Source organism: Streptomyces xanthochromogenes, from assembly GCF_014650455.1.
In the GTDB taxonomy this organism is placed as follows: Bacteria; Actinomycetota; Actinomycetes; order Streptomycetales; family Streptomycetaceae; genus Streptomyces; species Streptomyces xanthochromogenes.
Map to the genome: position 1 here is coordinate 79,046 of NZ_BMUZ01000018.1, position 13,036 is coordinate 92,081.

The window sequence follows — 13,036 nt, forward strand, 5'->3', positions numbered from 1 at the left end:
CCAACCGCCCGCTTGTCGTTCGTCGTTCGTCGTGAAGGGAGCACCGCCTTGGCCACCGCGCCACGCCCCCGCACCTCCACCCGCGACCCCGAGGACGTCGGCCGCCGCCTCACCGCCTGGCTGGACGCCCGCCTGCCCGGCGCCCGCGTCACCGGCATCCGCGTGCCGTCGTCCAACGGCATGTCCAGCGAGACCCTGCTCTTCGACATCGAGCACCCCGACACCCCCGTCCGCGCCTGCGCCCTGCGGCTCGCCGCGGACCCGGCCGCGTACACCGTCTTCCCCGTGTACGACATGGCCCGCCAGCACCGTGTGATGCGTCTGGTGGCCGAGCACACCGACGTCCCCGTGCCGCGCGTGCGCTGGCTTGAGGAGGACCCGGGGCCCCTGGGCGCGCCCTTCTTCGTGATGGACCGGGCCGAGGGGCGCGTACCGCCGGACGTCATGCCCTATACGTACGAGGGCAATTGGCTGCACGCCGCCACCGACGCCGAGCGCGCCCGCCTCCAGGAGGGCACCCTGTCCGTCCTGGCCCGCCTGCACGGTCAATTCCCGCCCGGGGAGGCCGAGTTCCTGCTGCCGGGAGAGTTCCCCAAGGGGTCTGCCCTCAGCCGGCACGTCGAAGCCCAACGGGGCTACTACACATGGGTGGTTGACGGACTGCCACGTTCTCCCCTCATCGAGGCGGCCTTCGACTGGCTCGACGCGCACTGGCCCGAGGACGAGGCTCCCGCCGTGCTCAACTGGGGCGACGCCCGCATCGGGAACATCGTCTACGACGGCTTCGAGCCGGCCGCCGTCCTCGACTGGGAGATGGCCGCCTACGGCCCCCGCGAACTCGACCTCGGCTGGACCGTCTATCTGCACCGCTTCTTCCAGGACCTCACGGTGGGTTTCGGCCAGCCCGGCCTGCCGGACTTCCTGCGGCGCGACGACGTCGAGCGCCGCTATGCCGAACTCACCGGACACGTCCCGCGCGACATGGAGTTCCACACCCTGTACGCGGCTCTGCGGCACGCCGTGGTCATGCTGCGGATCTCCTACCGGCAGGTGCACTTCGGCGAGGTCGAACCGCCGCGGGACCCGGACGCGTTGATCCTGCACCGGGCCACGCTGGACGCCATGGTGCGCGGTACGTACTGGAGTTGAGGGAAGACGGTGTGCACGCGAGTCGAGCGATGACGGCCGGACGCCCCCCGGTGGCGTCCGGCCCGCACGGCGAGCGCCGGTCAGGCGGCGCGGCGCATCTGCGGCACGCGCAGCGGGCGCGAGCCCGGGCCGCCCACGTGGGAGAACGGCTGGGTGCGCCAGTCGAGCCCCTGAGGGAGCGTCAACAGCAGTGCGGTGTCCTGCTCCTGGACCTCAAGCGTCTCGTCGGCCGCCTTCGCCTCGGTGGCGGGGCGCCCGGTCCCGGCACACACGGTGAGCACGAACGGGTTCCAGGGGCTCGGGCACAGCGCGTGCTCCGGGAGCTCCTCCTCGTCGGCGAGCAGCCCGATGGGCTGGGCACAGTCCGGGCAGATCACCCGGTACATCTCGAAGGTGTCGTACGCGTCGAGCGCGTCCTCGTCGTCGACCAGGTCGGCGATATCGGCAGGCTCCAATTCGCCACGTTCGCGTTCCGTACGTCCGGTGCGCTTGGGATTCTGCATTGGGACACTCCCCCTCGGGTGGGCCGGCATTGCGCCGCGGCCGCGACCAAAGCAAGCACTTCCCGCCAAGCCGTGGCGATAACCACCTGGCCCCCGTCCGGGCGTCCGCAAACCTGTGGTGTTCGTCACATGCCGCCCGCAGGTGCCCTTTCGGGCGTCCCCCGACTGTCCCGAAGGGCACCCGGGGCCATAGGTTGATCGCCATGGAGGAGCTGGACCGTCAGATTGTGGATCTGCTCGTCAAGGACGGGCGGATGAGCTACACCGACCTGGGCAAGGCCACCGGCCTGTCCACCTCGGCGGTGCACCAGCGCGTACGGCGGCTGGAGCAGCGCGGGGTCATCCGCGGGTACGCCGCCGTCGTGGACCCCGAGGCGGTGGGCCTGCCGCTGACCGCGTTCATCTCGGTGAAACCCTTCGACCCCAGCGCCCCCGACGACATCGCGGAGCGCCTCGCGGGCGTGCCGGAGCTGGAGGCCTGCCACAGCGTGGCCGGGGACGAGAACTACATCCTCAAGGTGCGCGTGGCCACCCCCCTGGAGCTGGAGCACCTGCTCACCCGCATCCGCACCCTGGCCGGCGTCTCGACCCGTACGACCGTGGTCCTGTCGACCCCGTACGAGGCGCGGCCGCCGCATATCTAGGCTGTCCTCCATGAGTTCCGCGAGTTCCACAACCGAAGAGCCGGCCGAAGAGTCCGCCCACCGCACCGTCCTGCTGCGCGGCGGTGACGTGCACAGCCCCGCCGACCCGTTCGCCACCGCGATGGTCGTCGAACGCGGACACGTGGCCTGGGTCGGCTCGGAGGGTGCCGCGGACGCCTTCGCCAGTGGCGTCGACGAGGTCGTCGACCTTGAGGGTGCCCTCGTCACCCCCGCGTTCACCGACGCACATGTGCACACCACCGCCACCGGGCTCGCCCTGACCGGCCTCGACCTGTCCGCGGCCCGCACCCTGCCCGAGGCACTCGACGCCCTACGCGCCCATGCGGCCGCCCGCCCCGACGACAAGGTGCTGCTCGGCAACGGCTGGGACGCGGCCCGCTGGCCCGAGCGGCGCCATCCCTCGCGGGCCGAGCTGGACGCTGCCACGGGCGGCCGCCCGCTCTATCTGCCGCGCATCGATGTGCACTCGGCCGTCGTGACCACCGCCCTGCTCGACCTGGTCCCGGGCGTTCGTGACCTGGCCGGATACCGGGACGGCGAGCCGCTGACCGGCGCCGCCCACCACGCGGTGCGGGCCGCGGCCCACGGTGCGATCACTCCGCGCCAGCGCACCGAGGCCCAGCGCGCGGCGCTGCGCCGGGCCGCCTCGCTCGGCATCGCGAGCCTCCATGAGTGCGGGGGACCCGACATCTCGGACGAGGACGACTTCACCTCACTGCTCGCGCTGGCCCGCGACGAGCGGGGGCCGCGGGTCTTCGGCTACTGGGCCGAGCGTGTCGCCGGGGCCGAGGACGCCGATCGCATCCGCGAACTCGGCGCGGTCGGCGCGGCCGGGGACCTCTTCGTGGACGGCTCCCTCGGCTCCCACACCGCCTGCCTGCACGACCCGTACGCGGACGCCCCGCACACCGGCGCGCGCCACTTGGACGCCGCCGAGGTCGCCGCCCATGTGGCCGCCTGCACCGAGGCCGGCATCCAGGCCGGCTTCCACGCCATCGGCGATGCCGCCCTGACCGCGGTCGTGGACGGCGTACGGGCCGCCGCCGAGCGGGTCGGCCTCGCCCGTATCCGCGCCGCCCGGCACCGCGTCGAGCATGCCGAGATGCTCACGCCCGAGACCGTCGCGGCCTTCGCCGAGCTCGGTCTCACCGCCTCCGTGCAGCCCGCCTTCGACGCGCTGTGGGGCGGCGAGGAGGGCATGTACGCCGAGCGGCTCGGCGTGGAGCGGGCCCGCACCCTCAACCCGTACGCGGCCCTGCTGCGGGCCGGGGTGCCGCTCGCCTTCGGCTCGGACGCCCCGGTGACCCCGCTCGACCCGTGGGGCACCGTGCGTGCGGCCGCCTTCCACCACACCCTGGACCACCGGATCTCGGTCCGTGCCGCCTTCACCGCCCACACCCGGGGCGGCTGGCGCGCGCTCGGCCGGGACGACGCGGGGACGCTGGTGCCGGGCGCTCCGGCCGACTACGCGGTCTGGCGTGCCGAGGAGCTCGTGGTGCAGGCTCCGGACGACCGGGTGGCCCGCTGGTCCACCGACCCGCGCTCGGGCACCCCGGGCCTGCCGGACCTCACTCCGGGCGTGGCCCTGCCGGTCTGTCTGCGCACCGTGGTGTTCGGACAAACGGTATTCGCGCGGCCGAACGAGTGACATAGGGACATTTCGTACCCCCGAAGGACGGCCGTCACGGCATCGCCACGACCTGCGGATCTTCGGGACTGACCTGGCGATTTGAAAAAACGTCGCAGCTCAATCGGCTGTTGACAGAACGCGGCAACGGGCCGGTAGGTTCGGCCGAGTCCACCACAGGACTGTCCGAACGGTTGAACCTCCACGCAGTCGTCGAACGCCGCTGGGTCATGGGGTGGTGTGCCGCACCGGCGCACCACCACTGGCAGCCAGGTTCAGCGCCCGCGCCTCGGGGGCGAGGGAAGGTTTCAGCCGCGAGGGCGTCCCCCCTGCCCCCTGAGGGCCCGGGGAAGGTGCGACCCGGGTGGGGCCCGGATGCTCAGTAGACAACGGCTTTCGGTCGACCCGCAGCCAGCGGGTCCCAGGTCGGCCCGAAGGGCGCCGGGCCCCCGTACCGACACGTTCACGACATCCGGCATTCCGGCGGATCCCCGCCGCCATCCGGGCGCATCCGACACCACACACCCTCGCGGTACGGCCTGATCACGACCGCTCGCTATGGTGGACCCCTGCGTACGGACAATAAGGGGCAGCAGTGAACGACGGCGGTCAGAGGCGGTACGGCCCGCTGGGCAAGGCCTTGGTGATCATCCCGACCTACAACGAGGCGGAGAACATCGAGCCGATCGTCGCCCGCGTCAGGGCGGCGGTCCCCGAGGCCCACGTCCTGGTCGCCGACGACAACAGCCCCGACGGCACGGGCAAACTCGCGGACGAGCTCGCGGCCCAGGACGACCAGGTCCACGTGCTGCACCGCAAGGGCAAGGAAGGCCTCGGCGCCGCCTACCTGGCGGGATTCCGCTGGGGCATCGAGCACGACTACGGCGTCCTCGTCGAGATGGACGCCGACGGCTCCCACCAGCCCGAGGAGCTGCCCCGGCTGCTCACCGCCCTCAAGGGCGCCGACCTGGTGCTCGGCTCCCGCTGGGTGCCCGGCGGCCGGATCGTGAACTGGCCCAAGTACCGCGAGTACATCTCGCGCGGCGGCTCCACCTACTCACGGCTGCTCCTCGGCGTCCCGATCCGCGATGTCACCGGCGGCTTCCGGGCCTTCCGCCGCGAGACCCTCGAAGGCCTCGGCCTCGACGAGGTCGCCTCGGCCGGCTACTGCTTCCAGGTGGACCTCGCGCGTCGCGCGGTCGCCTCGGGCTTCCACGTGGTCGAGGTGCCCATCACGTTCGTCGAGCGCGAACGCGGCGATTCCAAGATGAGCAACGACATCCTGGTCGAGGCGCTCTGGCGGGTCACCGCCTGGGGCGTCGAGTCCCGCGCCAACAAGCTCCTGGGCCGCAAGCCGTAGCGCCACGGGGTCCCGGGGTCCCGGGGTCCCGGGGAGCTTCGGCAGAGCCGGGGACCCGTATGGCCGGGGTGCCTGACCAGGGCGTACTGATCTTCTCCTTACGCCGCCCCGATCGGCTCCCAGGCACACTGGGAGCATGACGACCGGCACTCCGCCTCCGACAGCTCCCAAGCGCTCGCGCGCCCGCACCTTCGTACCCCTGGGGATCGCCGCCTGGCTGGTCCTGGAGATCTGGCTGCTCACCGTGGTGGCCTCGGCCACCAGTGGCCTGCTGGTGGTGCTGCTGCTCGTCGGCGGCCTGCTGCTCGGCGGCTACGTCATCAAGCGGGCCGGGCGCCGCGCCTTCCGCAACCTCACCGAGACGTTCAAGGAGCAGCAGTCCGGTGCGGCCCCCACAACCGCCAAGGGCGGCGGCGAGGGCAACGCCCTGACGATGCTGGGCGGCCTGCTCCTGATCATCCCCGGGTTCGTCTCGGACGCGCTGGGGCTGCTCTGTCTGCTCCCGCCGGTGCGGAAGTCCGTCACCCGCTTCGCCGAACGCTCCCTGGACAAGCGGATGCGGGCGGCCGGCGGCGGCGCCCTCGGGGACGCCTTCCAGCAGGCCCGCATCCACTACCCGGACGGCAAGGTCGTGCCGGGCGAGGTCATCCGGGAGGGCGGGGCCTCCGCCTACCCGCCGCGCGACGACCGGGGCCCGCGTCCGCCGCTGGTCCCCTGACCGCGCATCGGGCCCTGGGCATCCCGTCCAGGGCCCGCATCCGGCCCGGATTCCGGCACCGGTTCAGGCCCGGGCCGGGCCGCATTCCAACGGGCCCGGCCACGCGAAAGCCGAGGGCCCATGCAAAAGCTGAGGGCCGGTCACACACCAGATGGTGTGACCGGCCCTCAGCTTTTGTGCGCTGTATCGCCGAACTGCGCGATCAGGCGGACTTGCGGCTGTCGCGCGGATGCACGGCAATGTTCATGGTGCCGGAACGAAGGACCTCCAGCCTTTCGGCCAGAACCTCCTCCAGCTCCTCGCGGGTGCGCCGCTCCATGAGCATGTCCCAATGCGTACGCGCGGGCTTGCCCTTCTTCTCTTCAGGGCCGTCGCCGTCCACCAGGAGTGCGGGGGCCCCGCAGACCTTGCACTCCCACTCCGGCGGGATCTCCGCCTCCACCGAGAAGGGCATCTCAAAGCGATGTCCCTTCTCGCATGCGTACTCCACGGCCTGGCGCGGGGCCAGATCGATGCCGCGGTCGGTCTCGTAGCTCGTCACCACGAGGCGCGTGCCGCGAAGAGCTCGCTCACTCATGAATCGTGCCTCCCGGGCTTGTCGCCCACAGGACAGGTGTCACTGTCGTCGTCATCCGGTCAACGTCCGGTCGGCGGTAAAGATTCCCGTTCTGGGTCATGCGTCGCCGTCGTGCCGCCCCTTGTTGTACCCACCAGTGACCGGTTTGTCACATCTGACAGCAGATGTCACCCAGCGTCTTCTCTACTCAAGCACGCAGTAACGGTCCGCCTGGCAGGCCAAAGGCGTACACTACCGGCCTTTCACTTCAACGTCTAAATCCGCGCCGGAACGGGATTCCCCGCGGCGGCCACGGCGGCCCGCACCGGCACCCGGGCGAGCAGCACGAACCCGACCGCGAAGAAGACCACCAGCGAGATGATGGCATCCCGGTAGCTCCCGGTCAGCTGATACGCGAGACCGAACACCAATGGCCCCAGCCAGCTCAGACCCCGGTCGCTCATCTCGTAGGCCGAGAAGTACTCGGCCTCCTTGCCGCTCGGCACCATGTGTGAGAAAAGCGACCTCGACAGGGCCTGGCTGCCGCCGAGCACCGTGCCGATCGCGCCCGCGAGCACGAAGAACAGCACCGGCTGGCGGGCCGGCAGGAAGTAGCCGACCCCGAGGATTACAGCCCAGACGGCGAGCGAACCCAGGATCGTCCGCTTCGCCCCGTACGTCCGCGCGAGCCGACCCATCCCGAGCGCCCCGGCCACCGCCAGGACCTGCACGAGCAGCACGGCCACGATGAGCGTGTCCTGGTCGAGGTCCAGTTCCTCGGAGCCGTAGATCGAGGCTTGCGAGATGACCGTCTGCACACCGTCGTTGTAGATGAGGTAGGCGAGCAGGAACGCGAGGGTCAGCGGACGGGCCCGCATGTCGCGCAGTGTCGAGATCAGCTGCCGCCAGCCCGCGCCGACCCGCCCCTCGGTCGCGCCGGCCCGCCCCCCGGCCGCCGCGACCTCGCGGTCGCGCAGCCTCCGGAGCGGTACCAGCGTGAACGCGCCCCACCACACTCCGGCCGAGGCCAGGCAGATCCGTACGGCGGTCGACTCGGACAGGCCGAAGCCGTCGTGCCCCGAGTACAGGATCAGGTTGAGGACGAGGACACCGGCCCCCGAGGTGTAGCCGAACGCCCAGCCCCGCGAGGAGACCTGGTCGCGCTCCTCGGGGCCCGCGATCTGCGGCAGATAGGCGTTGTAGAGGACCATCGAGACGGACAGGGACGCGTTCGCGACGATCAGGAGCACCGCGCCGAGCAGATAGCGGTGGCCGTCCAGGAAGAACATCCCGGCCGTGGCCGCGGCACCCGTATAGGCGGCGGCCGCCAGGAGGGGCTTCTTGCGGCCGGTGCGGTCGGCGGCGGCGCCCACGATCGGCATGAGGATCACCGCGAAGATCACCGAGGCGGACACGGCGTAGGCGAAGAGCGAGCCCGCGCGCACCGGTACGCCCAGCGGATGCACGAACCCGTCGGCATCGGCCGCCGACTTGGCTATGGAGGTCAGATAGGGGCCGAGGAACACCGTGAGCACGCTCGTCGAGTACACCGAGCAGGCGAAGTCGTAGAAGTACCAGCCGTGTTGTTCCCGTTTGCGGTCGGCCGCGCCGGTCGGCCGTTCCGGCCGGTCCAGCGTGTCCGTGGCTTCAGCGCTCAACCCGCGCCCCCTCGCTCGTGCCGTACGCGAAGCGGTGGCTGCCGGGGGTCGGGTCAGTGCCAGACGCCCCGGTCGGTCAGTACCGTGCGCAGTGTCTCCAGATGATCGGTCATGATGCCATCCACGCCAAGGTCGAGCAGCGCCCTCATGCGTTCGGGATCGTTGATGGTCCAGACGTGCACCTGCAGCCCGAGCGCGTGCGCGGTCCGCACGAAGCGGCGGTCCACGACCGGAATGCCGCTCTGGCTCAGCGGGACCTGGGCGCTGACGGCGCCGGGGCGCAGCGGCACCGGAATCCCGTACGAGCGCAGGCGCAGCGCGGCCACGCCGCGTACCCCGTAGGAGGTGGCCAGGCGCGGGCCCGCGAGCCGGTGGGCCCTGGCGACCCGGGCCTCCGAGAAGGAGCCGACGCACACCCGGTCCCAGGCGTTCGTGCGGCGGATCAGGTCGACCAGGGGGACGAGCGCGGACTCGGCCTTGAGGTCGACGTTCCAGCGCGCCCCGGGGAAGGACTCCAGGAGTTCCTCGAACAGCGGCAGCGGCTCGCGCCCGGCCACCCGGGCCCGCTTCACCTCGTCCCAGGTCAGCTCGGCGATCCTGCCCCCGGCGTCGGTGACCCGGTCGAGCGTCGCGTCGTGGAAGGCGACCAGGCGCCCGTCGGCCGTGGTGTGCACATCGGTCTCGAAGTACCGGTAACCGGCCTCGGCGGCCCGGGCGAAGGCGGCGGCGGTGTTCTCGATGCCGTCGGCCGCCCCGCCGCGATGGGCGAACGGGATCGGCGACGGGTGGTCCAGATAGGGGTGGCGTACGCGAGTCACCGGGGAAGTATCGCGCGCTCCGGTGACGCCGGTGCGACGGCGGGGTTGCCCGTGGACGCCGGGGCCGGGGCGGGGTCCGTGGCCCGGGCCGGTGCCGTGTCGGGCGCGGGGGCCGGGACGGGGATCGCGAAGATGCGGAGGAAGAACTGGGCCAGCGGTCCGATCGCCAGGGCGTAGAGGACCGTGCCGATGCCGAGCGAACCGCCGAGCAGGAAGCCGGTCGCCACCACCACGACCTCAAGTGACGTACGCACGAGCCGGATCGAGCGTCCCGTCGCCCGGTGCAGACCGGTCATCAGCCCGTCGCGCGGACCCGGGCCGAAGCGTGCCGAGATGTAGAGGCCGGTCGCGGCCCCGTTGCAGAGGATCGCGGCGGCCGTCAGCGGCACCTGGCCGAGCAGCCCGTGCACATCGGGGACGACGGCGAGGGTGGCGTCCATGAAGACGCCGATCGCGAAGACGTTGGAGACCGTGCCGAGTCCCGGCCGCTGCCGCAGCGGGATCCACAGCAGCAGGACCGCCGCCCCGACGATGATGGACACGACGCCGATCGACAGACCGGTGTGCTTGGCGAGACCCTGGTGCAGCACCCCCCAGGGTTCGAGGCCGAGCCCGGCGCGGACGAGAAGTCCCGAGCTGACGCCGTACAGCGCGAGGCCGACGTAGAGCTGGACCACCCTCCGGGTGAGGTGCGTGGACAAGGTGAGGCCCCCTGTGTGGTGGTAGTGGACTGACCCGTGCCACTCTGTGGCGGGACAATGGACTGCAACCATGGCCAATTCCGGGAAGGTGGACTGACTTCGATGGCTCAGTGGACCTCGGCGATCGGGCCCGCCCAGCTCGCCCGCCAGCTCAAGGCGCAGCAGCCCCGACCGATCGGCGCGGGCCTGCGCAAGCCGCCCGCCTACCGTGCGCTGGCCGACGGGATCCGGCTGCTCGTCCTGGAGGGCCGCGTCCCGGCCGCCGCCCGGCTGCCCGCCGAGCGTGAGCTGGCCCTCGCCCTGTCGGTGAGCCGCACCACGGTCGCCGCCGCCTACGAGGCGCTGCGCGGCGAGGGCTTCCTCGAATCGAGGCGCGGCGCCGGCAGCTGGACCGCCGTGCCCGCCGGGCATCCGCTGCCCGGCCGGGGCCTGGAACCGCTTCCGCCCGAGTCGCTCGGCTCGATGATCGACCTGGGCTGCGCCGCCCTGCCCGCGCCCGAACCCTGGCTGACCCGGGGCGTCCAGGGCGCGCTCGAAGAGCTTCCGCCGTACGCCCACACCCATGGCGACTATCCGGCGGGCCTGCCCGCACTGCGGCAGATGCTCGCCGACCGCTACACCGCGCGCGGCATCCCCACGATGCCCGAGCAGATCATGGTGACGACGGGCGCGATGGGGGCGATGGACGCGATCTGCCATCTGTTCGCCGGCCGCGGCGAACGCATCGCCGTCGAGTCACCCTCGTACGCCAACATCCTCCAGCTCATGCGCGAGGCGGGCGCCCGCCTGGTGCCGATCGCCATGGCCGAAGGCCTGGCCGGCTGGGACCTGCCGCGCTGGCGCCAGGTGCTGAGGGACGCCGCGCCCCGGCTCGCGTACGTCGTCGCGGACTTCCACAACCCCACCGGGGCGCTCGCCGACGAGGATCAGCGGCGCCGGCTCGTGGACGCGGCGCGCTCGGCCGGCACCGTGCTCGTCGTCGACGAGACCATGAGCGAGCTGTGGCTGGACGAGGATCTCGCCATGCCGCGCCCGGTCTGCGCCTTCGACCCGGCCGGGGCCACGGTGCTCACGGTCGGCTCGGCGAGCAAGGCGTTCTGGGCGGGCATGCGGATCGGCTGGGTGCGGGCCGCGCCCGACATCATCCGCTCGCTCGTCGCCGCCCGCGCGTACGCCGACCTCGGGACTCCGGTCCTGGAGCAGCTCGCCGTCAACTGGCTCATGGGCACGGGGGGTTGGGAGCAGGCGGTGGAGCTGCGCAGGACCCAGGCCCGCGAGAACCGGGACGCCCTGGTGGCCGCGGTGCGCAGGGAACTTCCCGGCTGGGAGTTCGACGTGCCGCGCGGCGGCCTCACCCTGTGGGTGCGCACCGGGGGCCTTTCGGGCTCCCGCATCGCGGAGGTCGGCGAACGCGTCGGAGTGCGGGTGCCGTCGGGGCCGCGCTTCGGAGTGGACGGCGCCTTCGAGGGCTATGTCCGGCTGCCGTTCACGGTGGGCGGCCCGGTCGCGGACGAGGCGGCCGTCCGCCTCGCGGCCGCCGCCCGCCTGGTCGAGACGGGCGGCGGCTCCGGGAGCGCGGAGCCGCCTCGGACGTTCGTGGCGTAGGCCCGGTCGGGCCCGGTCGCCGTACGAGCCGGTCCGCTGCCCCTCTGCTCCGCGGCTACCCCTCGGCGGGGACCGTCTCGACCGGTGTTGCGTCGGCGGGAGGGGCCTGGACGGTCGCGGCTTCCACCGGCGTCGCCTCCACCGGGCCCTCCCGGGCCGGCAGGAGGTCCAGGACCGCCTGGCGGTGGGCCTCCGTCGTGGCGTCGTCGTACGGGTCCGGCGTCGCGGGGACCTGGAGACGGAGCACCGGGCCGGTGCCCAGACGTGCGTAGCCGCGGCCCGGCGGGACCTCGGCGGTGGGGGTGGTGTGCGGCGGGACGCCGAGCACGGACTCCACCTCGCCCAGCGAGGCCGGGCCGAGGACCACGCGGGCCCGGGTCTGCGAACGCACGGGCTCGGACAGGTCGTCCAGGGTCTCGAACTGTTCGGCCACCACCACCGTCACCCCGGCGGCCCGGCCGTGCCGCAGCGGGACCTGGAGCAGGTGTTGCGGGTCGGGGCGGCCGTCGGCCGCGGCCAGGTCGGCGAGGACGCTGGGCCGGTCGAGCAGGATCCACAGCGGGCGCTTGGTGTCCTCGGGCGCGGGGTGGCCCGCCTGGCGGGCCCGGTTCGCCGAGATCAGGCGGCGCTCGGTCTCGTGCGAGGCCCACTCCAGGGTCGCGAGCGCACCCGCGAGGCCGCACTCGACGGCGAGCACGCCCGAGCGGCCCGTCAGGCAGGCGTACTCACCCGTTCCGCTGCCCTCGACGATCAGCAGGTCGCCGTGCTGGAGGGCCTGGAGCGCGATCGAGCGGAGCAGCGTCGTGGTGCCCGAGCCGGGCTGGCCGACGATCAGGAGGTGCGGCTCGGTGGAGCGGGGCCCGGTGCGCCAGACCACCGGAGGGGCGTCGTGGCTCTCCTCGCCCGCGGTGACCGGGACGGTCCGCCGCACGGCGTCGGCGTCGGTGAAGCCGAGGACGGTCTCGCCCGGCGAGGTCACGAAGCGCTGGGCCGCGATCGCCGTGGTCAGCGCGTCCAGGACGCTCATCGTGAGCTGGTTGCCCTCCTCGTCCCAGGCGAAGTGGTACTCACGGCCGCGCCCCGACTTGGCGTGCAGGAGCTGTTCGATGCGGGCCCGCGCGGCGGGCTCGCCGTCGGTGAAGTACGCCGGGTAGCGGATGGCGAGCCGGGTGAGACGGCCGCTGTCGTCGAAGGCGTGGTCGCTGAAGGCCTTGTCCCACTCGCCGCCGTGCGAGAAGAGCGGGCTCGGGTCCTCGGGGACGGAGAAGTAGGGCACGAGGGCCTCGTAGAGGGACTGGAGGCGAGTGAGTTCGGCCTCGTCGGGGCCCGTCTTGACGACCGGTTTCACCCGGCCCTTCCAGCCGGCCGCGCCCATCACCGTGATCAGGGCGAGGAGCGGCCCGTACGGGATGAGCGCGACGACCAGGACCACGGCCGCCGTCAGGAACAGCGCGGGACCACGCCGTTCCTTGGGGGTGGCGGCCCATTTGCCGCGCAGGGCGGCGGTGATCAGCCGCAGGCCGCGGCTGATCGTGATGAGCGGATGGAGAACGTCGGTGGCGCTGTCGGCGGCCGTGCGCGCGATCTCGCGGCTGCGAACGATGGATGCGCTGCTGCTGCTCAGAATGCGGGGGAGTGGTCGCCGGGCCACATCGTTCTCCTGGAGTTGTGTCCGC

General features: G+C 72.4%; 12 protein-coding genes. 6 read left to right on the forward strand and 6 right to left on the reverse strand.

What is annotated here, in order from left to right; translation table 11 throughout:
• Positions 1-48: 48 nt before the first annotated feature.
• Positions 49-1,149, forward strand: coding sequence for a phosphotransferase family protein (locus IE267_RS35705; RefSeq protein ID WP_189766074.1), 1,101 nt, complete (start codon positions 49-51; stop codon positions 1,147-1,149).
• A gap of 80 nt (positions 1,150-1,229) precedes the next feature.
• On the opposite strand, the gene IE267_RS35710 is transcribed toward IE267_RS35705, so the two are convergent.
• Positions 1,230-1,652, reverse strand: a complete 423-nt coding sequence (locus tag IE267_RS35710) for a hypothetical protein (protein WP_189766075.1) — start codon at positions 1,650-1,652, stop codon at positions 1,230-1,232.
• A gap of 203 nt (positions 1,653-1,855) precedes the next feature.
• Here IE267_RS35710 and IE267_RS35715 point away from each other — a divergent pair, with 203 nt between their 5' ends.
• The 4 genes from IE267_RS35715 (at position 1,856) to fxsA (ending at position 6,022) form a co-directional block, all read left to right on the forward strand.
• Positions 1,856-2,296 (forward strand): Lrp/AsnC family transcriptional regulator, encoded by a 441-nt coding sequence (locus IE267_RS35715; protein ID WP_053724457.1) that lies wholly within the window; start codon positions 1,856-1,858, stop codon positions 2,294-2,296.
• A gap of 10 nt (positions 2,297-2,306) precedes the next feature.
• Complete coding sequence (locus IE267_RS35720; protein WP_189766076.1) at positions 2,307-3,965, forward strand: amidohydrolase; 1,659 nt, start codon at positions 2,307-2,309, stop codon at positions 3,963-3,965.
• Positions 3,966-4,539: 574 nt separating this feature from the next.
• Entirely contained in the window at positions 4,540-5,304 is a 765-nt protein-coding gene (locus tag IE267_RS35725) for a polyprenol monophosphomannose synthase (RefSeq protein ID WP_161249397.1), read from the forward strand.
• A gap of 136 nt (positions 5,305-5,440) precedes the next feature.
• Positions 5,441-6,022, forward strand: a complete 582-nt coding sequence (fxsA, locus tag IE267_RS35730) for an FxsA family membrane protein (protein ID WP_189766077.1) — start codon at positions 5,441-5,443, stop codon at positions 6,020-6,022.
• Between the two features lie 202 nt (positions 6,023-6,224).
• Here fxsA and IE267_RS35735 read toward each other — a convergent pair whose 3' ends face one another.
• From IE267_RS35735 to yczE, 4 genes are all read right to left on the reverse strand, one after another.
• A complete protein-coding gene (locus IE267_RS35735; RefSeq protein ID WP_053724453.1) occupies positions 6,225-6,599 on the reverse strand; it encodes an RNA polymerase-binding protein RbpA in 375 nt (124 codons plus the stop codon).
• 254 nt (positions 6,600-6,853) lie between these two features.
• A complete protein-coding gene (locus IE267_RS35740; RefSeq protein ID WP_189766078.1) occupies positions 6,854-8,236 on the reverse strand; it encodes an MFS transporter in 1,383 nt (460 codons plus the stop codon).
• 53 nt (positions 8,237-8,289) lie between these two features.
• On the reverse strand, positions 8,290-9,054 hold the full coding sequence (locus IE267_RS35745; protein ID WP_189766079.1) for a glycerophosphodiester phosphodiesterase family protein: 765 nt from the start codon (positions 9,052-9,054) through the stop codon (positions 8,290-8,292).
• On the reverse strand, positions 9,051-9,827 hold the full coding sequence (yczE, locus tag IE267_RS35750) for a membrane protein YczE (protein WP_229861616.1): 777 nt from the start codon (positions 9,825-9,827) through the stop codon (positions 9,051-9,053). The genes IE267_RS35745 and yczE overlap by 4 nt, the downstream gene beginning before the upstream one ends.
• 30 nt (positions 9,828-9,857) lie before the next feature.
• On the opposite strand from yczE, the gene IE267_RS35755 reads away from it, so the two are divergent.
• A complete protein-coding gene (locus IE267_RS35755) occupies positions 9,858-11,360 on the forward strand; it encodes an SCO1417 family PLP biosynthesis transcription factor (RefSeq protein ID WP_161249408.1) in 1,503 nt (500 codons plus the stop codon).
• A 55-nt stretch (positions 11,361-11,415) separates the two neighbouring features.
• Here the strand turns inward: IE267_RS35755 and IE267_RS35760 are convergent, their stop codons facing one another.
• Positions 11,416-13,011 carry a hypothetical protein gene (locus tag IE267_RS35760; protein ID WP_167155073.1) on the reverse strand — a complete coding sequence of 532 codons (1,596 nt, stop codon included), beginning with the start codon at positions 13,009-13,011 and terminating at the stop codon, positions 11,416-11,418.
• Positions 13,012-13,036 lie beyond the last annotated feature (25 nt).

Bases quoted from the DNA above. Each gene is read 5' to 3' on its own strand.
- yczE (WP_229861616.1), bottom strand. From the start codon at position 9,827: ATGGTTGCAGTCCATTGTCCCGCCACAGAGTGGCACGGGTCAGTCCAC.
- IE267_RS35715 (WP_053724457.1), top strand. From the start codon at position 1,856: ATGGAGGAGCTGGACCGTCAGATTGTGGATCTGCTCGTCAAGGACGGG.
- IE267_RS35710 (WP_189766075.1), bottom strand. From the start codon at position 1,652: ATGCAGAATCCCAAGCGCACCGGACGTACGGAACGCGAACGTGGCGAA.
- IE267_RS35755 (WP_161249408.1), top strand. From the start codon at position 9,858: ATGGCTCAGTGGACCTCGGCGATCGGGCCCGCCCAGCTCGCCCGCCAG.
- IE267_RS35720 (WP_189766076.1), top strand. From the start codon at position 2,307: ATGAGTTCCGCGAGTTCCACAACCGAAGAGCCGGCCGAAGAGTCCGCC.
- fxsA (WP_189766077.1), top strand. From the start codon at position 5,441: ATGACGACCGGCACTCCGCCTCCGACAGCTCCCAAGCGCTCGCGCGCC.
- IE267_RS35735 (WP_053724453.1), bottom strand. From the start codon at position 6,599: ATGAGTGAGCGAGCTCTTCGCGGCACGCGCCTCGTGGTGACGAGCTAC.